Genomic DNA, 23,180 nt, shown 5'->3' on the forward strand with positions numbered 1-23,180 from the left:
GTCCTCATCGACCCCTTGCGCGAGGTCCACGTTCCGCCGGCCTGGTCGGACGCCGGTGCGTTTCTGCGGGCCGCGCCCGACTGGTTCGCCCCGAATTTCCAGTGCGCTGAGGTGCCTTGGCCTCTTCCAGGACTGGCGCGGGCCGCTCGATAGGGTGACCTTGCCGAGGGCCGCCTCGGCCCCCTGCACCCAACCGGTACGGCGCGGGTGGTCTGGGACGAGCAGGGGGTTCGGGTGGCGGATGTTTCGCCCGCACAGGCGCTGGCCCGAGCGACGGCCGTCGGTGGGCGGCTGGCCGACCTGGTACGACGTGAGCCCCGTGGAGTCGACCAGACGTGCCGCTGGGAGCTCGTCGTGACCCTCAGCGGCAGCCCTGAGGACCGGGCGGCCGCCGGGTGGATCATCGCCGACGAGATCATGCGGGAACGGACCGGCGGGCGCCCACGGACCTACGGGAAGTGGCGCGAGGCCACCTTGAACGGGGCGAAGCTGACCGGGAAGGATCACGTCCTGGTGAAGGCATTCGCGGAGCCCGTCTTCGAAGCGGCAGCCGCGATGAAGCAGGGCAACCACGGGCTGGCCGGGTACGTGGGCGAGTGGCTCTGGTACCTCCTGACCCGCGACCTGCCCGAGGACCCAGCGCGTGCCGTGGAGATCCTCGGACCGCCGAAGGCCGCCGTCAACGATGGAGGTGGCGACGGACTCGTCGTCTACCGGGAAAGCGGAATGGCCCAGGGATTCTCCTTCCGTCTGTGGGAGATGAAGAAGTACACCGGGGAGATGAACGAGCCGGGTGGGGCGATCCGCAAGGGCTGGACGCAGCTCAGCACCAAGGGAGCGACCTACCTGGGAATGCTCTCCTGGGGCGACAAACTGCTTGCTGACGACACCCGGGAGTTCGTGGGCAGTCTGGCCGACCAGTGGGTCGATGAGGAGGAGTCGGCCGGCGGCGGCGTCAGCGTCGCGCTGAACACCACGGCGATCCCGACGAAGGCCTTCCACCTCGCGCACGAGCACTTCACCACCCACAAGCACCCCGGCGCGCTGCGGGGCCTGGTGGTGGCGATCGACGATCTCGAGGGTTTCGCCCATGAGGTGAGGAAGTACGTGTGGACCGCACTCTAGATCCGGCTGTACTCGCGACCGCCCTCGGCGAACACCGCCCCGGCGGGGTCCTGCCCTCGGCGCAGGAACTGCTGGCTGCCATCACCCAACTGGAGATCGCCGCCTTCGGCAGGGATCAGGAGATTCCGGACGACGTGTTGGCGACGGCGTGGCTCCTGCACGGATTGGCCGCGGTCGAGCCCGAGACACCCGGGTTCGACCCGATGCGGACCCGGCAGGCCCTCGCGGTCAGCGCGCACGTGATGGACCTGGCCCTGGCCGACGGGCGACATTCCCCCGCCGAGCGGCTGAGGATCGCATTCGCCGCCCAGGCCGGGTACCGCAGGTGCGAGCAAGAGCCCAACGCCACCGCCGTCTACCGCCAGGTCAAGAACCTGGTGAACTTCACCTCCTCTCTCCCGGCGCACCTCGACACCCTGGCCCTGGAGACCGGCGTCGTGTTCCTGGCATTCGACCGGCCCGACCTGAACCGGGCCCTGTCCGCCTGGCGCCGCCAGTTCGCGGAACTGCGCACGCTGATGAACGACGAACCGCTGGCGGGCACGATGTACGGACCCGCCGAAGCCGTCGTCGAAGCGGTCCACCTCCTCCGCCTGTTCCTCTCGTTCGGCGACCTGGACCGTCTACACGACGCACAGGACCTACTCGGCAGCGTGCTGGACGGGCGCGCCGGCCGCGGTGACCCGACCGCCCGGTGGGTCGCGGCCCACCTTCTCGGTCTGAGCGGCGAGATGGCCGCCAGCAGCCTGTACACGCTGCTTCCGGAGGGGACGCCGGATGCGGTTGCCCGGACCTTCACGGTGTCCCACCCGCCGGTGATGACCCTGTGGCGCCCGCAGCGCCAGTTGCTGAACCTGGAGCGGGGCAACCCGGTCGCCCCCGGCACCGGCCGGAGCCTGATCAGCGTGCCCACCAGCGCAGGCAAGACCCTGATGGCCCAGCTGGTCATCTGCTCCCACCTGGCACAGAAGCCCGGCCGCGTGGTCTATGTGTCGCCGATGCGCAGCCTCGGCCGAGAGATGCGGGCCGCGCTGCGTGGTCGGCTGCGGCTGATGGAACGCAGGCTGGTCGCCGAGCAGCCGGACTTCCCGCTCGCCGACGGCAGCGGGTCCCTCGTCGGGGACGTGGACGTTGTGACCCCGGAACGGCTTATGCACATGATCCGCAACAACCCAGGCGGAGCGCTGGACGACGTCAGCCTCATCGTCGTCGATGAGGCCCACCACCTCACGCAAGGACGGCGCGGCTTCGTGCTGGAGAGCCTGCTCGCCCTCCTGCGAACCCGCCCCGACATCCGGCTGGTGCTGCTGTCCGCCGCTGTCGGCAACCGGGCTGCCCTGGCCTCGTGGCTAGACCCGACGCGGCCAGCAGAGGAGGTCTATTTCACCGACGACTGGCGCGGCCCCCGGCGGCTGCACGGCCTCATGTACCCGCAGCTGCTCAAGGGGCAGGCCGAGCGCACCCCGCGCAAGCCGAGCAAGAACCACTCCTCCACCACCCGGGCCACTGTGCCTGTGGCCTCCCGGCTCGACGTCCGGCCGACCGCCACCAGCGGCACCTTCGGTCTGACCATCCCCGGCGTCGGCACCAGGGCGTACGCCTCCCCCAACGCCTGGCAGTGGAACAAGGACACCAAGCTCACCGGCGGCATCCCGGACTACGAGGTGTTCGCCGCCGGCGCCGCTGCTCTGACCCGTGCCGGCAGCCTCCTGATGGTCGTCGCCAGCAAAGTCATCGCCAGGAACGCCGCGCACGCCATGACTAAGCGGTTGGATGTCCGTCCCGAGGCGGCGGCGCTCACCGAGTTCCTGGCCGAGACCCTCGGCGAGCAGCACCCCCTGGTCGACTGCACCCGCCACGGCGTCGCCTTCCACCACGGTGACCTTCCCGACGACGTCCTCCACGCCGTCGAACAAGGGCTTCGCGACGGGGACCTGCTGGCCATCGCCAGCACCACCACCCTCACCGACGGCGTCAACCTTCCGGTACGCACTGTCATCATCAGCCACACGGTCGAGGGTGATCACACGCGCGAGAATCAGCGCAGCCTCAGTCCTGCGGAGCTGTTGAACGCCATCGGCCGGGCCGGCCGCGCGGGGCGTGAGAGCGAGGGGTGGGTCATCCTCACTCGCCCCTACCCGCCCCGGCCGGCGGAGTTCGAGACACTCACCCCCGACTCCGAGCAGCTCACCGTCACTTCCGAACTGCTCAGTGAGGAAGCGCTGCGGGCCCTTGCACGTGCTGAGTGGGAGTTGCAGCACTCCCTTGACGCCCTGTTCGGCGTGTTGGGGACTGTCGCGGCCGACTTCGCGGCGTTCGTGTGGCTCGTCCTGCAGACCCATGCCGAGACCCTCCACGCGCCCGGCGACCGGCTGGACCCTGTGCGATCGCTGCTCGCGATGGAACAGGCCGACGACGAGTCGGTCCCGGCCCGCTGGATGGCGCTCGCGGAGAAGGTCGCCATGGTCTACGACACCACCGACCCCGGCTCCGCACGTCGCTGGGCCAGCACCGGCACCAGCATCGGATCCGCGCGCTTCCTCGACAGCATCGCCCAGCGCCTCGCGGAGCAGCTGGTCGCCCAAGCGGTCCCCGCAGAGACCCTGGACGAGATCAGCGTCTTCTTCGGGCCGCCCGAATGGCCGCTGGAGCAGACCCTGAGCTTCCTATCCGAGCAAGACGTCTTTGAGAGCCTTCTGATGATGCCCGAGACCTTCGGGTGCTGGAAATTCACCGGGACACTCAAAAACGGGGGCTTCGCTGCCGAAGTGCCGATCAGCGGCGCGATCCGGGACTGGATCTCCGGCACCTCCATCCCGGAACTGGCCCGCACCTGGATGCCCGACAGCGCGCCCTCCGATCCCAGGCCGCTGGAGCAGGCCGTGCACAGCATCAGCAAGGCCTTCGAGCACGCGATCAGCTGGACAGCCGGCGCCTTGGTCAACCTCGTCAATACCCACCCCCTGCTGACCCCCACCACGCCCCGCCTGTTCGCACACACGGCCTGGCACATCCGGCACGGCGTCGATACCGAGCAGGCGATCACCCTGCTCACCTCCGGCATCACCTCCCGCCGTCTGGCCCACCAGATCGGTCGCGCCGCGGCAGATGCCCGCATCAGTTCCGGCGCGCTCCGCACATGGCTCGCCGATCAGCAGATCGACGGCTGGATCACCGCGTACAAGGCCAACACGTACGAGGTCGAGGACCTCCTCGACTACGTGAGCAAGCCGACCAACCCGCTCAACGAACTGCTGCGAGGCCGCCCCGTGACCATCCCTCTTGCGCAGGGAGGCCCGGGCACCGGAGACGGGCCGGTCACCCTGACCCACCCAGGCAAGAAGCCGGCGACCATCAGGGTCAACCGCGACGGAAACCAGATCGCCGCCATCCCCGCTGCCCGGCATCACGCCGTCCTCACCATGATCGACAGCGGTCTCGACCTCACACACCGCCTTGAGGCCGGGCAGCTGGTCACCACCTTGGCCATGGCTAGCCTGTAGGGCACCAAGGGCTGGTCGGCGCCGGGCGGTTTCGGCCTCCCGGTGACCTCCGGGTCGTCAGCAGGGCGGTAGACAGCTCGATCGGTAGGCGCTGGAGGATGCCGTCCGAGACTAGGTCGCGCAGGATCTGCCGGGCGCGCTTCTCGTCGACGGCGTGGCCGATCTCCTGGAGCGCGGCGACGGAGCGCTGCGCGTCCCACTCTCCGCCCTCGCCGGTGATCGATTCCTGATCGACATCGACAACGAAATCACTGGATACGAGACGGTTTACGCCGACGACGTGCCAGACGTCATGGATCTCCTAGCCCGCTGGCTTCCGGCCATCCAAGGCGCCGCAGTGACCGCACTATTGGGCGGAATGGCCGACAATACCCGCGCCCCCGTGCACCTGGTCAAGAGCCTATTTCCCTCTCCCAGCCAGTCGACTTAGCCGGTCAGAGAGCGTGAACTGCGAGCTGCATCGTCCAGCGATTGGCCACCAACGAGTCGCTGCCTAACACCTTTCCGTGCCGTGGACGCTGCGCCCGGAGAGAACCGCCCGGGGAAGCACGCGCCGGCAGCGGAGTTCAGCTCCGGCAAGCGATGGCCCCCGCGCTCCGTACCGGTGGCGACGCCGCCGGCTCCGTCAGCCCGGAGTCCTGACCGTGGAGATGACGAAGGCATGAGGAGATGAGGAAGCATGAGTCGAGCTGTGCCGCCTGCCGTCAGATAGAAGGCAGGCACCCGGACTTGTCCGGACTGCCGGGCTGCGCCGGGGGAGAAGCTGGCCGTCGTGGCTCGGCTGAAGGCCGTCGACTTCGCCGGCTGCGTCCCTCGGGACGACGATGAGCACCGCACAGGGGGCCTGAGTCGTTAGCGGATCCAGTACGCCGACCCTGCCGAGGCCGCGGAGAACCTCGGCAATGACGGCCAGCGCGCCGCCCTCTACAGCTGGGATGAGGAGGACGAGCACCGGTGACCCGGGCGCCGTCCGTTGCCAGGCGACGGTACCGGCGCATCGTGCCCGGCCGATGGATCCCCGCACCCGTGGGCAGTGTCTCGCGTGAGGCCGGGCTCCGGTCGGCCACGTAGCATGTTCAGATGGCTTGGAGCAGGAGGATGGCACGGTGTTCAGCGAGGACTTTCGCCTGACCGAGGCGGCGCAGCATCTGCTGGCCGCGGCCCAGCACGAGGCCGCGGCGCTTGGTGGGAATGCCTGCGGGTTGGAGCACCTGTTCCTGGCTGCGGTGAAGGATCCCGATGGAGTGCCTGGCCGGGCCTTGGCCGCTTTCCATCTCACCTACGGGGAGGCCCGCGCGGCTGTCGCCGCCATCCGTACCGGCACCGCGCCGGAACCCGCTGACCAGGCGGTCGAATGGGCCCAGGTGGAAGACGACCTCTGGCCGTCCCGGCGCGAAATCGATGAGGACCTGCTGCTCACCACCGTCGTGATCAGGGCGGAGAGCGCCGCTTTCCTCGTCCGTCTTGCAGAGCAGGGAACGAGTGCTCAGGCTGTGCCGAATGCACCTGGTCAGGTGCTGGCCCGGGCGTGCACCAGGCTGGGTTTGGACCTTCAGCGGTTCGAGCGCATGTATCGGGACCTGTGCCGACGTGCTGCGGCGCGCCCGGATCCGCTCCAGGCTCCTCCGACTGGTGAGTCGGCATCTCTTGAGCGTGCGATGGAACGCATCCGCGAGGCATCGGTGGGCAAGCCGGGGATTCTGGAGCGGCTCGATGCTCTGGAGCGGCGTCTTGCCGAACTGGAGGCAAGGCCGCCGTGCCGGTGCACGGAGGTGGCGTGTGAGGAACCGCCTGAGCCACCGTTTCCACGGTCAGTGGGGATCCTGCGCGGGGACGCACCGCGCGACCTGGCGGAGAACACGGAGGTGTATCTTCAGGACGGTTTCGGTCGCTGAACGGCCGGGACCATCACTCCCGGAAGAGGCGTAGGGCATCGTCGTCCAGGAGCACTGAGGCCACCACGTCCGCGACTTGTCGATACTCCTCGTCCGTGAAGTCTTCCTGGTTTCCGAGCATGTCTAGCCACTCCTGTGCCTCCCAAGGTCGCCAGGTCGCCAGGGCTTCCGGGGTGGGGATGTCGAGCACGAGTGCCCTCTCTTCAGCCGAGATATTTCTCCACGAGTTGCCCATGTGCTGGATCGTGGGCAGGAGGGTGTCTTTGAGCCAGGACAGGTCGGCCGAGGCCCGCACCAGCGTTGCCACTGGCGGATCCTGTCCGACGCGTGTGCACGTGGCAGGCTCCTCTTTGGGATGTGCCGGTGTGGGCCGCAGTGGGGTGGCGCTCCGTCGGCGTTGGTCGGGCTGAGACTGCGCGGCAGGGGCGTGGTGGCTATCGGCGGCGCAGTGCTTCTCTATGGCGGGCCGCGGACCGTGGCGCGGCCCGGTCGATCATCTTGACGGTGTCGGTGGGGGAGACATAGGTGGCAGCGCCGTCCCCGTAGATGCCGGCATGGGTGCTCTCGTTGGTCTTGTAGGCGAGCCGGTGCGGCACCCCGAGGTAGCGCAGGGCGAGCAGGACACGCTCGGCTTCAGCCTCGTTGGCCGTGGGTTCGTGCAGGTCGGCGGTGTAGATGCAGATGACGCGGCGGGTGTCGTCGCCGCGGGCGCCGTTGATCAGGGTGCCAGCCTTGGCGACGGGGCCGAGCTGGCTTGCGCGGACGGCGTCGTGAATCAAGCGCCATCCGGTATCCAGGGTGGCCACCGGCAGGAACCACAGCCACTTTCCCCAGCTCGGCGGTTCATCGGCTGTGGGTGCGAAGGCCCACAGCCAGGGCGTATCGGTGGTGGTGGCGGGGGAGAGGCCGGTCGGGGGCGTATCCACGCGTAGCCTCCATACGGGGGTAACACCAACTCAACAGTCAATTTATGGGCATACCGGCATTTTCCTGTTTGTACGGTATGCGCATGTCGTCGGCTGACAGCCCCACCGTCGCGCGTCTGGACGAGGCAATCACCGCGTGCTGCCTGGCCGCGGCCGCCCTCACCGACGCCACCCTGGCGCCGCAGCGGGTAGCCCAGATCGCCATGGACTGTCTGGGGCTGCTGCGCGCCGCGCACCCGGCGCACAGCGCCCAGGGCCTGGACATGGCCGTCTTCCGGCGTGGGCTGCAAGGCCCGCTCGGCAGCTTGTTGCCCGCCCGAAGCGAGCTGCCCGGGGAGGTGTCCAATCTTCATCTGCTGGACAGGCAAGGCCAGTTGAGCGAGAAGGTGCACCGGCTGTGCCGCGAACACCTGGTGCCGCTGCGGGCCCTTGAGGTGCCCTGGCCGTGGGCACGCATGCGAGCCGAGCAGCAGCAGGGCCGCCTACACGAGGCGCTGCAGCAGCTTCCTCCCGAGCTGTACGGGCGTGCCCGCATGCTCTGCATCACCCATCCAGCCGGGGAAGCGCGGGCTCTGCGGCGGGCCTGGGGCGATCTGTGGGGGAAGGTGGACTTCTTCGAGCCGATCTCCGAGTGGCCCTGGGCCCAGGTGGCCGGCTGGTGGTTTGCCTGCCCGCTGTGCCAGTGGCCGATGCTGGTGGAGGTGGAGGACCATCGCGCCCGTGCGCGATGCACCGCGCACGCCTGGCGCGGCGTGCGCTACACCCTCGATCTCTCCCGCACCGAAGGCGCCGCACCGCCCCGGCTGCGCCTTACCGGAAGGCCGTCCTCGAAGCAGGAATGGCCGACCCGGCCGGTGGTGGGCCGGCCGGCTAGCAGCGATCACCTCGCCTTCCAGGAAGGCGCGTGGTACTTCACCACCGTCGCGGGCCTGGCCGAGAAGGAACTTCGCGACCGCGCGCACAAGGAGGTGCCCGAAGCCCGCTGCGAGATGTGGCCGGCTGACCCCTACCCTGACGCCTACGACATGCGGCTGACCGTGCCGACCCCACATGGCGAGCGGGTCTTCTACATCGACGTCAAAGACTGGATGGACGCTGCCGCCCTGGCCCGCGCCCTCGTCAGCAAACCACTCCCCGACAAGCCGATCAGCGTGGTCGTCCCCGACCAGCAGGAATCCCAACTGCCCACGCTCAAAGCCCGTCTGCCCGCCTCCCATTACCGGCCCTTCACGGTCACCCGGTTCCTCGATCACGTCGCCGACTCAGCCCGGGGACGAGCGTGAGCTGGAGGCGTGTGGACCCGGACGAACGGGACGAGCAGGAGGAGGTGATCGCGGCAGCCCTCGCGCTGACCGAGCACTACTTCGGTTACACCGACCCGCTTGGCCATCGGTGCGTGCCGCTTGACCAAGCAGGGGTGCTGGCCACCGGACGCCTGGGCGATCTCATGGCCGGCTGGGAGCAGCTGAGCGCAGATGAACGCGAACGCCTCGGCCGCTTCTGGCAGGTGCGCGGTGATGATCTGGCCCGGGAGACCGACTTCACCAGCGCCGCTCAGTACTACGCGGCCTGCCATCGGGGCCTGTACACCAGACCCGAACACGAGGGGTCCCAGCGTCGTCGGTACCTGGTGGCCCTCCACACCGACGACCCGCTCACCCTGGCCGACCGGCACCTGCACCAGGCCGCCCGATTGATCGCCGCCCGCAAGGAACTGCCGGTGCAGGCCGGGGAGGGGCTGTGGCAGTTCGGCACCCGCGAGATCACGACCGTGCGCGTGCCACCCCATGCCCACCCCACCGACGACCGGAAACTCAAACCCTTGGCGTGGAGCACCGCACCTCGCTGCGGCGACGCGCATGTGCAGGTCGATGCCGTCCTCGCCCAAGCCCGCGCGCACGAGCAGCGGGATGCGAAAGTGGAGTGGAAGCCGCAGCTGCTCGGGCAGTTCTTCGATCGTCTACGCGACCACCACGGCCACGCGATCGACCGCCTGGAGCTGCCCGCCGGACGCCTGCAGATCGTCAACGCGCCCACCGGGGTCGGCAAGTCCGTCGCCATGCTCGAGATCGCCATCCTGGCCGCGCGCCAGCGGCTGGGCCCCGTACTGGTTGTCGTCCCCCAGCTGGGCGACGTCTTCAAGACTACCGACAAGCTCCGCGCGATCGCCCAGCACGACCTGGACGACGATCTCCTCGACGCCGCCGCACTCCCCGCCCGGCATGCCCGTGATCTGCGCATCACCCCGCTGATCACACCGAACCGTATGGCCGAGCAGGCGGGGCGCGCCGTCGCCCGCGACCGGTGGGACCGCTTCGACCAGCTTGCCCACCCTTGCGACCTCAAAGCATGGATCACTCACGGCCCCGCCCCCGCACCGGGCGAGGAACCCTGCCTGCGCCTGCGCCACGTCCACGAGGACGACACAGACGACGCCGAGCTGACGGAGACCGGGCCCAGGGCCTGCCCACGCATCAACCACTGCCCACGCTTCGCACTGCTCCACGACGCCGCCCACGCCGACATCATCGTCACCAACCACCACAACCTGCTGCTGGGCAGCGCCCGGCTGCCCCTGTTGCTCGACGGGCAGCCCACCAGCCGCGAGAGCCTGCTCAAACTCCTGCTGGGACGATGCCCCCTCATCCTGATCGACGAAGTCGACGACCTGCAGGCGAAGTTGTGCGAGGCCAACATCAAGCAGCTCGAACTCGCCTCCCACGGCCCCGGCACCACCGACAGCCCGCTGGTCCAGCTCGACCGAGCGCACCGCCGACGCCCCGTCCCCCCTTCGGTGACTCGCCGCATCGCCGATCCGCTGCGCTTGGCCCGGCACTTCGCCGAATCTTTCCTCGACTACGTCCTGGAGGGCGAACTGTGGCTCGAGCTCGACGATACCGACCATGACCGGCCCTCCTCGGGCTTGCACCTGCCCGGCAAATGGGACCGCCGTATCGTCGCAGCCCTGCTGCACAAGAAGGAAAACGACAAGATCCGCTATGCAGACCTGGCAGGGCTGGCGGACCTGTGGCCCACCCCGTTCCAGAACCGGAACCGTCAGGCACAGCGCCGCCCACGGCGCGGGCCTGCGCGTACCGAACTGCCTCAAGCCCGAGCCATCCGCGCACTCCTGGAGGAGGCGGTCAGTGCCGACCAAGGGCGCAACCGACTGCCCGCCATCAAGGATGAGCTCACCACCGTGCTACAGAAGAACGGGCACCACGACGTTGCGCTCCTCCAACTGGTCAACGCGCTGCTGGTGCGCTCCTGGCTCAGCTGCCTGACCGACGCCCTCACCATGCTGCGCAACGTCGCCGCCGCCGCGGACGCCTTCTTGCCCGAAGCACGCCCGATCGCTGAGCTGTTGGGCACCTTCGCCCAGCACTCGCCTATCCCGCATGGCGCTCTCGGCGACTCCCTGTACGGCTTCACCATCACCCAGAACCCGCGTCCCGTCGCCACCGGTCGACTGTTCGTGCGGAGCTTCACCGGCGACCCGCACACCACGATGACGCAGCTCGGCAACACCATCGCCCTGGGCACCTGCGGCAAGCGTCGCCGCATCCTGGCCTTCTCCGCCACCGCCTACTTCCCCCGGGCCGCCAAGACTCACCTGCACACCTTGCCGGCCTACCTCTACAGCGACGTGAGACCCGACGCCGTGCGAGCCAAAGCCGGCCACGTCACACGCGACGACGACACCAACGACTTCTTCCGCCTGGCCGGACTGGAGGAGAGCACCAAGATCCGCGACCTGCCTGCCTTCGGCGGCCGCCTGTGGAAGAAGCGCCTCGAACCCCACCTGCGTGACATCGCCCGCCTCGACCCCGACCGCCAACGCGTTCTGACCGTCGTCAACTCCACCAAGCACGCCTTCCTTCTTGCCTCCGGTATTGCCGCCACAGCCCCCCAGCCCCACTGGGTTGCCGCGGTACTGCCTGCCAGCGGCAAGGCGCCGGCCGTCACGATGCCACCCGGCGTCGTGCAGGTCACCGTCGACGAACTCGAAGAACTCCCCACCCGTCATCCCGACGTCAAGGTCATCGTCGCGCCCATCGGCCCGGTCTGCCGCGGCCTGAACATCCTCGTCCCCGGTACCGAACTCTCCGCCCTGTACTCGATCTGGGTCGGCACCCGTCCCGTCATACAGATCCACGACCCGGCCACGATGTACGCCTCCATCAACGCTGCCGGCATCTCCCGAGGAGGACCCAGCCTGGACCCTGCCGTGATGCTCGCTGCGCAGCGCCACGCCGCCGAACAGCGCCGCGACGCCATCATCGCCGCCGACCCCCACTTCAGCCGCTACCCCCGCTTCCTGAAGACCGAGATCCTCGCCGGCATCCTCGTCGACCTCATCCAGCTCTCCGGCCGCGCTCGCCGCGGCGACACCGATGTCGAGATCTACCTCGTCGACAACGCCTTCCACGATGCCCGCTTCGGCAGCGACTACCCCTCCCTGCTGCGCACCTACTACGCCGAACTCGCACCTGACGAACAACAACAGCTGCGCCACACCTACGGTTCCACCTTCAACGCCTGGATCAACTTCGCCAGCGGCAACCCACCGTCCCTGACCACCCTCGCGGCTAGGACCCTCGATGAGCCACCTTTCCCAAGGCCCCTATCTCGACCTGCTCGCCTACCCCGCTGACCAGGAACTGCTCGGCGACGGCTACCTGTACGACCTGACCCCCGCCGCAGACGCATGGACGGCCGCTACCAGCGAGTACCGGGGCATCACCGGCAGCGACGGCAACCTCCCCTACACCGCGCTGTTGAGCGTCCTGCGTGTACTGGGCAAAACCAGCGCCGAGATGGACAGCCCGTCGCACGACAAGCCCCCCACCGGACTCATCACCGCCGCCCCCCTGCACCGCGACGACCTCCGCGACGCCGTCTGCCTGTGGGAACAGGTCGCCCTCCAAGTCCCCGAAGACAAGATCAGCCTGGGGTACGACAGCCGCCTCGCCGACCAGATCGCCGCCGCCAAACCCGAGCACATTCGCCTCGCCGAACGCATCAACACCGGAACGCAGACCTTCACCGCGCCCGGATGGCTCTACCCCGCTGCCACCTGGAACCCCGCACAACTGCTCGTCCGCCACACGCTGAGCATCGATGGCCGCCAGGTCGAACTACGCGCCGACGACAGCGGGGACGTCCACGTCTGGGAGCCCAAGCACCTCTGGCCCGCCACCTGGACACAGATCAAGGAGGCCCGTGAGAACCGCAAAGAGAAGAACCCTACGAGCAATCCAGCTCGCCTGCCCGAGGGGGAGCACACCAAGTACGCCGGACTGCACCTGGAAGTCCTCCTCGGCTCGCTGCCCGGCACACCGCAGCCCTACGTGCTCATCCAGCCACGCACGTTGCGCTACAGCGACCGCCTTGCCGGCGCCCGCACTGTCTATTACGCGGCCCAGTCCGACGCCCCCCTGATGACACTCGCCCTCGGCGGCCGAGGCGAGCACACCCACTTCGCCCACACCAGCCGCCTCGCCCTCGACGCCTACGCCCGCCTACGCGGCACCCGCCCCCTGCTGCCCAGCGTCGTACGGGACCTGAGCGGCACCCCGGGCGACTTCCGCGCCGTGCTGCCGTACTCCACCCGTTTCCCCATCGGCCGCGGCCCGGGCATGCACACCATGGCACTCGTCAGCGACCACGCCTGCACGGCCTTCAACTCCAAGCCCCTGCGCCTACACCAGTGCACCGAACGTCTCTCCCGCTCTCGACGCACGACACACCTCGGACGCGACACCCACCTCCTCGACGCCCCGGACCTGGACCAGATCCTCCGCGCCGCCGCCTGCAACCGCCTGCGCATCCTCGCCCTCTACCACAACCCCACCACGCGCCCCCGCCTACAAAAACTCCTCTGCTACCACTTCAATCGCCCCGACCTCGCCGACGCCGCCGACGCAAAGCGGGACGACACACTCATTGCGCTCAACGACCACACCGAGATCAGCTTCAGCCACGCGCCACAGCTCCTTGAACACCGTGACAACCACGCAGGGCGACAGGCCGCCGCCCGAGCGATTCCGCACCTCACCGCCCCACCCGGGACCCGTGTCCTCGCCCTGGCCGAAACCGAATTCGACGCCTCGGACTGGTCCCGCCGCCGCCGCGCCTCGCGCGCGAAGGACTCCACAGAAAAGGACCCATACCTGGCCGACGCGAAGCCCTACGCCAACCGCTACCTTGCCCGCTCCGGAGCCCTCCCCCAGTTCCTCAAATTCCGCGACCGCCCCTTCCCACCCAGCCGCAGCAAGGCCGCAAAAATCAAGAACCCAACCGAGCTCGAACGCCTGGGCCAAGAGCTCTCCGGCGACCATCCCGGTCACTACGCCGTCGCCGACCTGCTGCGCGCCGCCGGGCTCGTCCCCTCCCGACTCACCCGCAACCTCACCTACACCGACGACGGCCTCAAGGAGCCCCTCGTCCACGTCGGCCTCCACCTACGCCAGCAACGCAGCAACTGGAAAGCGGGCGAACCCCCACGTCTCGTCTGGCTCATGAGCGCGCTCGTCCCCGACGGCGACTACTGGCGCGTACTCGCCCACATCCCCGGCTCCGCCCACACGCCGGACACCTGGACCCCCTACACCGAAGCCAACCTCGCATTCCGCTCCGGCCCGCTGCCCCCTGGGCGCCGACAAGACCAACACCTCACCCACGACATCGACCAGGCGCTACTCAATCTCGGCCACTACAAAGGCCCCGCCACCGGCTACGTGCTGTACGTCAACGGCAACAGCTGCCGCAGCCTGTACCCACACCTCGCCAACACCCACCTCGACCAACCGATCGAGCCCGACGGCACCATCAAAAACCTCGAAGGACGCCTCGCCCTTCCGGGCCTGTCCCTGGCCGAGCATCAACGGCCCCGTGCCATTGTGCGCGTCACCGACGACAGCACCTTCAGCGGCAAACTTCCCCGCCCCGCCCGGCTCCAGCATCTGCGCACCGACTCCGAGACCGGCCTCGAAGTCCTCGAACCGGGCAAGCGCACCAACGGGCTCTTCGCCCATCCCACAGCCCGCGCCACCTGGTATCTGGCTCATGTGCCCCAGCAGTTCAACGGCGGCACTCGCTACGCACGAGCCGGTGAACACTACGGCCGTTGGGCCAGCGACGACGCCGAGGAACAGGCCGAAGACTGGTACGCCCACACTCTCACCGAGCTCCACATCCCCTACCACACCACCGGAGACAACCCGTACCGCTACGCGCTCGCGGCAGCGCGGCTGTGCGACAACGCTCTCTCCTACGACCACCGCACCGACTATCCGCTCCCCATCCACCTGGCGATCCAGATGGACAAAGACCACCCCAACTACCGGCGCATGCTTCATGAAGAAGAAGACGCTCGGTGAGCGACGCCGTGTATCGGGAACGTCCACGCCCCAAGGCCGTAGCGGGCTGCGACGTGGCAGATCACGTACGGCACCGCACCGTCAATGTGGGGCGTGGAGGGCGGTGTGGTCACCGTGGAGTTCGACGTATGGGACTGGGAGCACTGTCTTGAGCGCGTAGTCGACGGCACACCAGTGCAGCTCGTGCGCCCCAGCGACACCGAACGCCCGACCTGGGTTGCCTACGAGAACACCAGCTATCTCGGCACCGTCCATGCACAGGTCGATACATGTGGCACCTGGCACGTACAGACGGTGCACGAGAACCATGTTCGTCTCGAAGACGCCGTACGTGCACTTCGGCGTCCACCGACGTGGCCTCAGGACCGCGACCGCGCACGGCAGTGGGCACGCGATTGCCTCAACGATCCGCGGCTTCTCATCATCGATATCCAAACCACCGGCCTCCACAACGCCTGGGCCGTCCAGATTGGTCTGGCCGACCGGCATGGCACCGCTCTCGTCGACGAGCTTGTCCACCCCCACGCCGAAGTAGAACCCGCAGCAGTCGCGCTACACGGCATCTCGGCCGGTCGTACCACCACCTCGCCGACCTTCAGCATGCTCCTCCCGGAACTCACCGGATTCATGGCCGGCCGACGCTGCCTCTCGTACAACGCCGCCTTCGACCGTGGCGTACTGGAGAGAGAACTCCGGCGACACTACAAAAACGATCACCTCCAAGCGGAAGCCTGGCTGCAAAAGTGCACCTGGGAGGACGCCATGCGCCCCTATGCCGCGTGGAAGGGCCTCTGGTCGGCCCGTCACCGCAGCTACCGTTACCAACCACTCGGAGGCGTCTACAAGGCCGTCGCCAACTGCCGGCGCCTGTTGAGCACCATGCAACACATCAGCCACTAACTCCCTGCGGCTCGCGCGAACTGCCCATGACACCTCTCGGCTGGTCCCCCACGCGATCGTCCGACTCCTGGGCCTTGCCCACCTCTCTACCAGTCCCACGGCCGCCGCCACCGATTCGTCGCATGCAGTTCGGCGGGCAGAAGTCGGCAGCGGCCCACAGAAGCCCCCAGGCGTGAGTCCGGCAGGGCTGAGGCGCCTGCGGCAGGTCTACTCGACCGCCGCGCGTGCCTCGTGCAGCAGCATCAGCAGGCACTCCTCGTCACAGGCGACCACGCTGTCGATCAGCGCCAGGAGTCGTTCGTCAATGTCACTCATGATCGGCACAACTGAGCTCGTTTCAGCCCGGTCACGGCATGGTCGGCGCTGGCGGAGCAGGAGTATGAGTGAGGGGCCGGAACCGACCGGCTCAGGCCCCTTCAGCCCCATCCGGGGGGGGGGACGGATGTGATGGACGCATCACGCCAACGAACCATCGGTGGCGACGGTTAGGGAGTCCAGGCCACACGAGCGGTGCGCGTCCTCCCCGTTTCGGGTAGATGGCGGGGTTCGTCTGGTGCAGCTCCGCGGCTGTCTCCGGCAGTGCCCGGGCGAACGCCATGTGGTGGTCTGCGCGGGAGTTTCAGTAGCGCTTCCTCGTTTTGGATGTCAGCGGAATGCGTCCATGCTGGGGCGTGGTTCATCCTTGACCTATGGCAGTCTGGGGTGCTGTGGTGGATGGTGTGGCGACTCCCGCCCTCCGCATGACCCAGCCGACGGTTGAGGTGCTGCGCTTGTTGTTGGCAGCGTCGGCGGATGAGCCGTTGTGGGGAGCGAGGATCGGCGAGTTGACCGGCCTTGGGAAGAGCACGGTGTCGCAGATCCTCACCCGGCTCACGGGACTGGGCTGGCTCTCGCTTCGCAGGGAGGAGGGGCGCATCCGTCCCGGCCGCCTCGGGTGTTGTGCATCCTGTCGCAGACAGGACGACTTCAGGCCGAGGCGGCGCTGGCGGCGCGGACTTCGCGTGGCCAGCAGCAGGTGCCCACAACGCGGGACACCGCGGCGACAGCCGACACGACACCAACGCCGGCCCTGCCCAGGTCGGGCAATGGCCTGCTCCGGATGATCCATCCCCCGGCCCCTGATGCGCTGCGCCGCTCCACGCTCGCGGACCGAACTCGGGACGCGATCCCGGGGGACGGCGACGTACCCGAGCGCCTGGCGGAACTCAAGCAAGCACTTGCCACGCTGGCTTCCGTCAGCCAGAGCCTCACGAGGGATGTCTTCGCTCGGGTTGCCGGCGATCCGGCGCATGCAGAGCAGTACGAGCAGTTCGTGCGGGCCATCAACATTCAGGCCAGCGAGATCCGGAAGCAGGCGCAACGCGCGCCGCGCGCGGGCTAGTTCATTCTTGACCCACGGGGTTGAGGGGCGGTCAGCGCTTGCGTTTCGCGCTGACAACTTGCTGACGAGCAGCACTGTCATGGGTGACGAAATCCAATGTCATCTTTGCGATGACCACCAGACAGCTGGTGGAACAGGTCGATGCGGCCGGCGGCGTGCTTGGCCGCCCCGTACGCCTGAAGCGCTTTGCCGAGCCGGTGCATGACGTCGTCGGTGGAAGTGGTGTCCACGCCGCGCGAGCTCGGTGGAGGGACGCGGCCCGGCCAGCACCGCCGCATGCTGCGCTGGCAACTTCGTTGCCCTGCTCTTCTGGTTGGACAGCCACACACCCAACTTGATCGCGTGCGGCTCTCCCTCGTGCACGATGACCTCCAGGTGCCCCGCGGGACCTCGGCCAGCGTGCCCTCCCGCGTCAGGTACGCCCGCGCCGCCGCCGCGCGGGAAGTGCTTGCTATGCCCGTGCCCCAGTGGGTGACGCGGATCAGGGGTCAACGATGATGGCCAGTCAGGGGTGTGTCCGGGTGTCATCGGGGTGATCCCTGATGCCGGGGTACGGTGCTGGCCGACAAGATCGACAAATGACGAACCGATCTCGTGGAACCCGCGGAACCGTACTGACGCGGTCCGCTTTCATCGCCGCACCGCTGTGCATGCTCGTCTACGGAGCCATCCGGCTCTCCGACCCGACCCACGGCCCGAATCTTGCCTGGATCAGCGGTCATATCGCCATGATCGCAGGGGTGTTGCTCTTCGGCGTGATCTTCCTGGGCCTGCTGTGGCTGTCGGAGCCGGCGACCGGCGCGCCGCGGTTGAGCGCCCGTGTGGCGGCGCTCATCGGGCTGGTGGGGGTGGTGTCCGTCACTGCCCAAGGCGTCATCGATCTCATCGTCGGCTTTCGAGCCGACAGCCGGGCCGGGATGGATCAGCTCTTCGAGGAGGTTCAGAGCCATCCCGGTGTGATGCCCGCGGTGTACACGGTCGGTCCGATGCTGTTCTACGTCGGCCTGCTGTGGCTGACGATCCAGCTCGCCGTGCAGCGTCGCATACCTGTCTGGCGGCCCGCACTTGTGCTGCTCGGTACGGCGACGATGGCGGCCGGTCTGGACCTGCTGCCGCTCGGCGCGTTGTTCTTCTGCTTGGCGCTGTCCCCTCTGGGGCGCAACGTAGGAGTTGCCACCGGCGCACGTATTCAGCCGACGTAGTCCCGGCTTTCCCTGGTGGGTGGTTCGTTGGGCGGTTGTACACGTCCCCCGCGTACAGAAGTGTGGCCCCGATGCCCGGTCACATCGAGGCCACACTGCCTCGCCTTTCTTCCGCTCCCGCGGCATGATCAGCCGCGTTACGCCCAGTCCAGCCCCAGCCCGGCGAGTTGCTGGAGTTTGTTGGTGGTGAGTTTGTCGCGGCGGCTTTTGGTGTTGGAGAGGAAGATGCCGAGTTTCACGGTGTGCTCTTGGCCGTGGACCACAACGGTTTCTGTGTGGGCTCTGGGGACGGTGACGGTCCCGGTGCGGGTTTTGTATTGGGCGAGGGCGGCGAGCCCCCGCTCGAAGGCGGCTGAGGCCCCCTTCCGGGCCTTCGCCGCCTTCACCGGCGTCTCCTTCTCGGCGGTCGGCAGCGGTTCGACGCCGAGTTCGGTCAGGCGCTCTCGCTGCCCGTCGCCCAACTGCGCCCAGCCTTCCCGCTGTGCGTGCAGCCAAGTGCCGATGTCCTGGCCGCCGACCGCCACCCCGGGAAGGATCTCCGCGAGCGCGGCCCCGTCGGCCAGCACCGCGGTGAGTGCGGCGTATCGCTGCTGCCACACCAGTGGCCACGGCGGATTCCAGTGCCGGTCGATCCGCTCCAGCGCCGCCCGGCGTTCGGCCGCGCGTTCCTCGTCTTTGCCCAGCCCACCGGTCTTGCGGAGGTTGGCCAGCCACTGCCCCACCGCCACCCCGTCCACCGAAGCGTCCTTCGGCGCGGCCAGAGTGCGGTGCCGCGCGAAGTAGCTGCGGGCCGCGGCGAGGTTCTTGTAGAAGCGGGCGTCGGCGACCGACCAGACCATCCCCAGCTCGTCCAGCAGCTCGGCCCGCCACGCCTTCAATGTCCCTGCCCGAAAGGCGCGGCGCTGCTCGCTGACCCACGCCCCCAACGCATACGTGCCGCCGTCGTCGTCGTTGCTCCCGGTCGCCCCGGTCGCCCCGGTCGCCCCGGTCGCCCCGGTCGCCCCGGTCGCCCCGGTCGTGCCGGTGGGTACGACGGTGTCCATCGGCACCTGCGCGTGCCCCTGCGACTCGACCCATTTGCGTAGGGCGTTGAGCCCGGACAGCCACACTTCACTGTCCGGTCGTAGTACCCGGGTGCGTAGGAAGGCGGCGATGACGTCGGGGTTGCGCGGCAGGGAGAACCGCAGCAACGGCACACCCCCGCGACGGTCCCCGTCGTCCTGGTCCTGGTTCTCGTCCGTGTCGCCGGCGGCCCGCCGGCCATCACCGTCGACGTCGGCGGCCTTGGCGGTCGTGCCTTCCTCGCTCTCCCCGGCGTCGCTGTCACCAGCGGTCGGCTGCTCCTCCTCGCCCTCCTCGTGTGCGTCTTCCTCGTGCCCGGGATCGAGGGCGACCACCGAGGTGGCCTTCCCACGGGCACTGGCGGTGCGCAGGACCATGCGCTCGATGAGCCGAGAGTCGTGCGCACGCAGCCCCTGCAAGACGGCGACCAGGGGCCGGTAGGAGGCAGAGGCCATCATGTCCTCGGGGTCCTCGCCGGGTTGGAGGAAGACTGGCACGATCAGCCGCGCCACCTTCCCCTCACCCGGCGCCTGACGCAGGCCGCGGCCGGTGATCTGCACGATCTGGACGGGCGAGGAGCGGGTGTCGGCGAACACCACGCCATCAACACCCCGCTTGCCGCGGATGTCGACGCCTTCACCGAGCACCTGGCAGGACGCCAGGATGCCCAGGTCGGTCACCCACCCCTCGGCATCGAGGCCGTCGGCGAACCGGTCGAGCACCACCCGCCGGTGCGCCGCCGGGTGCTCGCCGCACAGCCACTCCGCCCCCACCCGCTTCGGGTAGATCGCGGAGTTCGTCTGGTGTAGCTCCGCGGCTGTCTCCGGCAACGCCCGCGCGAACGCCATGGCCTCGATCGTGCGCCAGTGGAACGTCATCAGGTTCCGGGCCCCGACGGCGTCGGCGTGCTTGAGCAGAGCGGCCTGCAGTGCGGCAAGACGCCGGCCACGCACCTCCTCGGGATCCGCGCCTTCGCCGGGGGTCTCGGGGTCGCGGATCTCCAGCACATCCACCTCGAACGAGGCAAGGACGCCCCGCTCCACCGCCTCCATCAGCCCCAGCTCGTACAGAACGGGCCCGTACAACTCGACGTCATCCATCGACGCCACCAGGCGTCCGCCCAACGCCCCCGAATCCCCTTCAGAGCCGCTCGGACCACTGTCCCGGCCCGGTGCCCCGGCGAATGTGGTTGAGGGCGCCCACAGCCGTGGTGTGGCCGTCATATACAGCCGCCGCGCCGCCGGGATCCGCTCCTGGTCGTGAACGACCGCCCACGCCTTCCCGATCGCTCCACTGGTCCGGTGCGCCTCATCCACCACCAGCAGGTCAAACGGGCTCATCTGCTGCCCGTACGAGCCGCGCAGCGCCTGCTCCAGCACCCCCGGCGCCCCCGCACGCTCCCCGCCGCCGGCCGCGCCCTCTTCGTCGCCGTCCTGGTCGTCGTCCAGGCCCTGCGGCACCAGCGACGCGTAGGTGGCGAACACCAGCATGGGCCCCTGGCCGGCCCACAGTGCCAGCTGCGTCGGGTTGGTCGTGCACCGCACGTCCAGCGCCTCCAGCAGCGGGTCCGCCCCCAACGAACACACCGCCACCGCGGGCCCCGTGTGCCCCACCGCGCGCCACGCCTCCACCGTCTGCGTCAGCAGATCCAGCGTCGGCACCAACACCCCCACCAGCCCCCGCGGCACCATCCGAAGCGCCGCCGTCGCCGCCGAGATCGTCTTGCCCGAACCGGTCGCCGACACCACCGTCCCGCGCAACCCCCGGGCAGGCAGAACCCCGTCCAACGGCCCCGAAAGACCCCGAATAACCGCATCCACCAACTCCACCTGATGCGGGAAAAGCGGAATCTCACCCGTCCTGTTGCCCATTCCTTGTCCCTCCTTCTGCACAATCTAGCAATTCAACGAGTCCGCAATTCCGATGGAAAGTCAGCGCGACGGAATGAACGGAGCGACGGACACGGTGCCGTCTTCGCCGACCGCCACCCGGCTCGCCAGCTGCGCGAGCACTTCCTGGGGAGTCAGCCCGGCACGGGCTGCGGCCTGCCGCAGCAGCCGGCCCGGCCCGGCCGGCAACCACACCTCGCCCCGCATCTCCTGCGCGGCTTCCCGGCGCTGCTCCAGGTGCGCGGTGTGCGCGGCGAGGGCCCGCTCCCGCCGGATCGTCCGTTCCGCCGCCCACGTCGTGCCAGCGCTGTCCCGATCCGGCTCATACACCGCCCACCCCGACGCCTCCACTCCGCATGCTGCGCCGCCCACCGCTCGGCGAGCTCCTCCGGATCCGGCGACGCCACCAAACCGCCGTGCTCCACTGGCCCCGGAGACCGCAGTTCCTCGGCCGTCTCCCGCTCCCGCACCGTCGCCTGAGCAACCGCCTCGGCCACCTGCGCCGCCGGCATCCCCGCGCCCTGCCGCCGCACCACATCCCGCGCGACGTCCTCGCTGCTCCAGATCACCGGCCGACCACCTCACCGGGGACCGGAGTGTGCGGGGAGCAAGCCGAACCGGCGTCACTCCAGATCGACCCGCCCGCGAGATGCCAGCCCCCGGGCGTCCCGTCCGACTTCCCGCGCTTGAACCCCGGCAGATCGTCCGGGTCGTAGTGCCCGGACTTGCGCTTGCAGAGGATGACGTCCCCGTCGCTGTTCACCGCTCGCGCGGTGCACAGACAGCCGGCCTCACCCAGCGCCTCCAACACCCGGCGCCGCGCGGTGGAGTTCGGATGCGTGCGCGGCAGCACCGTCTCCCGCACAAAAGCCTCCAGCCGGGCCTCGGGCGGCTCGGTCACCGCGTCTTCTTCCACTACCTGCACGACGCGGCACAGGCCACGCACGCCATACAGGCCGCCCAGCCGCTCGTTCTCCCGCCGCACCGCGGCCACCGCCGCCTCGACCGACTCGGTGTCGGTGAAGTTCGCGAGCGTGGCGCACCCTGAGTGGGCGCCGTCCACGCGCCGCGCCACGACCCGGCACCGGCGAACGGCCGCGCCCACGGACGGTGTTGTGGCGGCTTCTGGTTCGGCGATCCGCTGGAGGCGTTCGCGCTTCCACCGGGTGACCGTGAGATCTGCCTGCGGGGCGTAGATCTCCATGTGCTCCTGGGCCATGACGTAGCCGATGCGCCGCGATTCGGCGTGTTCCCAACCGCGGGCGATTTCAGTCTGTTCTGCTACCTGCTTCCGGTCCATTCCGGTAGCTTTCTTCTGCACGGATCGACGGACGGTTTCACGCGCAGTAAATTTCTCGATCGGCATCGTTCGGCCCTTCCACCTGAGGAATTCCCGGTGCTTCCTGCCCCTGGGAGGTGATGCCGTAGTTTCACGAACTCTACCCCTGCATCACAGAGTGATGCAGCAAGTTCAGACAGGATGGACTCGAACGCATGGTTTCGGCAGAGAACAGCTTACAAGTCCATCGAAACTTGCTACGCTGTAAGCCTCGTGATGGAGCGTCAAGTCATCGCACCGCCCAGTCACCGTCAGGCACCCCCCTCCACCCACACTCGACGACGGCCAGTGACGGGCAGTCAGGCACTGCCACCCGCCCGAAGAGACCAGTAGACGGCACCCCAGACCAACCAAGGAACCCCCGCCCCGTAGCCAGCCCCACGTCCGGCACAACCAACAGCCTGTCACACGCCAGACAAGACACACCTCAAGGAAGCCCAGTGCGGAATTCCGGAGGAATTCCCAGCTATTCCGAAGGAATAGTAAGACCCGAAGGGTCTTATCAATTCCCCGGAGGGGAATTGCATTTGACGCCCCGTAGGGGCGTGCGTCGTTCCTCCGGAGGAGGACGCGCGC

Annotated in this window: 16 protein-coding genes; 10 read left to right on the forward strand and 6 right to left on the reverse strand. The window is 68.6% G+C overall.

The window, feature by feature from the left end:
- The first annotated feature begins 234 nt into the window (after nucleotides 1–234).
- The 4 genes from ACIQE0_RS36960 to ACIQE0_RS36975 all read left to right on the forward strand — a co-directional run bounded on the left by ACIQE0_RS36960 (nucleotide 235) and on the right by ACIQE0_RS36975 (nucleotide 6,523).
- Nucleotides 235–1,125 (forward strand): hypothetical protein, encoded by an 891-nt coding sequence (locus ACIQE0_RS36960; RefSeq protein ID WP_402340271.1) that lies wholly within the window; start codon nucleotides 235–237, stop codon nucleotides 1,123–1,125.
- On the forward strand, nucleotides 1,110–4,628 hold the full coding sequence (locus ACIQE0_RS36965; protein ID WP_402340273.1) for a DEAD/DEAH box helicase: 3,519 nt from the start codon (nucleotides 1,110–1,112) through the stop codon (nucleotides 4,626–4,628). The genes ACIQE0_RS36960 and ACIQE0_RS36965 overlap by 16 nt, the downstream gene beginning before the upstream one ends.
- A 154-nt stretch (nucleotides 4,629–4,782) precedes the next feature.
- Nucleotides 4,783–5,058 carry a hypothetical protein gene (locus ACIQE0_RS36970; RefSeq protein ID WP_402340276.1) on the forward strand — a complete coding sequence of 92 codons (276 nt, stop codon included), beginning with the start codon at nucleotides 4,783–4,785 and terminating at the stop codon, nucleotides 5,056–5,058.
- A gap of 676 nt (nucleotides 5,059–5,734) precedes the next feature.
- Nucleotides 5,735–6,523 (forward strand): Clp protease N-terminal domain-containing protein, encoded by a 789-nt coding sequence (locus ACIQE0_RS36975; protein WP_402340279.1) that lies wholly within the window; start codon nucleotides 5,735–5,737, stop codon nucleotides 6,521–6,523.
- A gap of 13 nt (nucleotides 6,524–6,536) precedes the next feature.
- Here the strand turns inward: ACIQE0_RS36975 and ACIQE0_RS36980 are convergent, their stop codons facing one another.
- Together ACIQE0_RS36980 and ACIQE0_RS36985 are read right to left on the reverse strand one after the other, a co-directional pair.
- A complete protein-coding gene (locus ACIQE0_RS36980; RefSeq protein ID WP_402340282.1) occupies nucleotides 6,537–6,830 on the reverse strand; it encodes a hypothetical protein in 294 nt (97 codons plus the stop codon).
- 127 nt (nucleotides 6,831–6,957) lie between these two features.
- The gene (locus tag ACIQE0_RS36985) at nucleotides 6,958–7,449 is read right to left on the reverse strand and encodes a putative phosphothreonine lyase domain-containg protein (protein ID WP_402340285.1); all 492 of its coding nucleotides are present in this window, start codon (nucleotides 7,447–7,449) and stop codon (nucleotides 6,958–6,960) included.
- A gap of 83 nt (nucleotides 7,450–7,532) precedes the next feature.
- Between ACIQE0_RS36985 and ACIQE0_RS36990 the strand changes: the two genes are divergently transcribed.
- The 5 genes from ACIQE0_RS36990 (at nucleotide 7,533) to ACIQE0_RS37010 (ending at nucleotide 17,112) form a co-directional block, all read left to right on the forward strand.
- A complete protein-coding gene (locus tag ACIQE0_RS36990; RefSeq protein WP_402340288.1) occupies nucleotides 7,533–8,732 on the forward strand; it encodes a hypothetical protein in 1,200 nt (399 codons plus the stop codon).
- The gene (locus tag ACIQE0_RS36995) at nucleotides 8,729–12,103 is read left to right on the forward strand and encodes a hypothetical protein (protein ID WP_402340291.1); all 3,375 of its coding nucleotides are present in this window, start codon (nucleotides 8,729–8,731) and stop codon (nucleotides 12,101–12,103) included. Before ACIQE0_RS36990 ends, ACIQE0_RS36995 begins: the two co-directional genes overlap by 4 nt.
- Nucleotides 12,051–14,831 (forward strand): RNaseH domain-containing protein, encoded by a 2,781-nt coding sequence (locus tag ACIQE0_RS37000; protein WP_402340294.1) that lies wholly within the window; start codon nucleotides 12,051–12,053, stop codon nucleotides 14,829–14,831. Before ACIQE0_RS36995 ends, ACIQE0_RS37000 begins: the two co-directional genes overlap by 53 nt.
- Before the next feature lie 105 nt (nucleotides 14,832–14,936).
- Nucleotides 14,937–15,731: an exonuclease domain-containing protein gene (locus ACIQE0_RS37005; RefSeq protein WP_402340296.1), complete on the forward strand. Its 795-nt coding sequence runs from the start codon at nucleotides 14,937–14,939 to the stop codon at nucleotides 15,729–15,731.
- A 937-nt stretch (nucleotides 15,732–16,668) separates the two neighbouring features.
- Nucleotides 16,669–17,112 (forward strand): hypothetical protein, encoded by a 444-nt coding sequence (locus ACIQE0_RS37010; protein WP_402340299.1) that lies wholly within the window; start codon nucleotides 16,669–16,671, stop codon nucleotides 17,110–17,112.
- Between the two features lie 77 nt (nucleotides 17,113–17,189).
- Here the strand turns inward: ACIQE0_RS37010 and ACIQE0_RS37015 are convergent, their stop codons facing one another.
- Nucleotides 17,190–17,342 (reverse strand): hypothetical protein, encoded by a 153-nt coding sequence (locus ACIQE0_RS37015; RefSeq protein ID WP_366339387.1) that lies wholly within the window; start codon nucleotides 17,340–17,342, stop codon nucleotides 17,190–17,192.
- Between the two features lie 348 nt (nucleotides 17,343–17,690).
- On the opposite strand from ACIQE0_RS37015, the gene ACIQE0_RS37020 reads away from it, so the two are divergent.
- Entirely contained in the window at nucleotides 17,691–18,314 is a 624-nt protein-coding gene (locus ACIQE0_RS37020) for a hypothetical protein (RefSeq protein WP_402340301.1), read from the forward strand.
- 137 nt (nucleotides 18,315–18,451) lie between these two features.
- Here ACIQE0_RS37020 and ACIQE0_RS37025 read toward each other — a convergent pair whose 3' ends face one another.
- The 3 genes from ACIQE0_RS37025 to ACIQE0_RS37035 form a co-directional block, all read right to left on the reverse strand.
- Entirely contained in the window at nucleotides 18,452–21,247 is a 2,796-nt protein-coding gene (locus tag ACIQE0_RS37025) for a Helicase associated domain protein (protein WP_402340304.1), read from the reverse strand.
- A gap of 60 nt (nucleotides 21,248–21,307) precedes the next feature.
- Nucleotides 21,308–21,637, reverse strand: a complete 330-nt coding sequence (locus ACIQE0_RS37030) for a hypothetical protein (protein WP_402340307.1) — start codon at nucleotides 21,635–21,637, stop codon at nucleotides 21,308–21,310.
- 193 nt (nucleotides 21,638–21,830) lie between these two features.
- Entirely contained in the window at nucleotides 21,831–22,631 is an 801-nt protein-coding gene (locus ACIQE0_RS37035; RefSeq protein ID WP_402340310.1) for a hypothetical protein, read from the reverse strand.
- Nucleotides 22,632–23,180: the final 549 nt, after the last annotated feature.

It is taken from the genome of Streptomyces sp. NPDC093097 (assembly GCF_044754325.1).
Lineage (GTDB): Bacteria > Actinomycetota > Actinomycetes > Streptomycetales > Streptomycetaceae > Streptomyces.

Excerpts from the sequence above, each read along its gene's own strand:
- ACIQE0_RS36990 (WP_402340288.1), top strand. The coding sequence starts at position 7,533 with ATGTCGTCGGCTGACAGCCCCACCGTCGCGCGTCTGGACGAGGCAATC.
- ACIQE0_RS37000 (WP_402340294.1), top strand. The coding sequence starts at position 12,051 with ATGAGCCACCTTTCCCAAGGCCCCTATCTCGACCTGCTCGCCTACCCC.
- ACIQE0_RS37020 (WP_402340301.1), top strand. The coding sequence starts at position 17,691 with ATGACGAACCGATCTCGTGGAACCCGCGGAACCGTACTGACGCGGTCC.
- ACIQE0_RS37025 (WP_402340304.1), bottom strand. The coding sequence starts at position 21,247 with ATGGGCAACAGGACGGGTGAGATTCCGCTTTTCCCGCATCAGGTGGAG.
- ACIQE0_RS37035 (WP_402340310.1), bottom strand. The coding sequence starts at position 22,631 with ATGCCGATCGAGAAATTTACTGCGCGTGAAACCGTCCGTCGATCCGTG.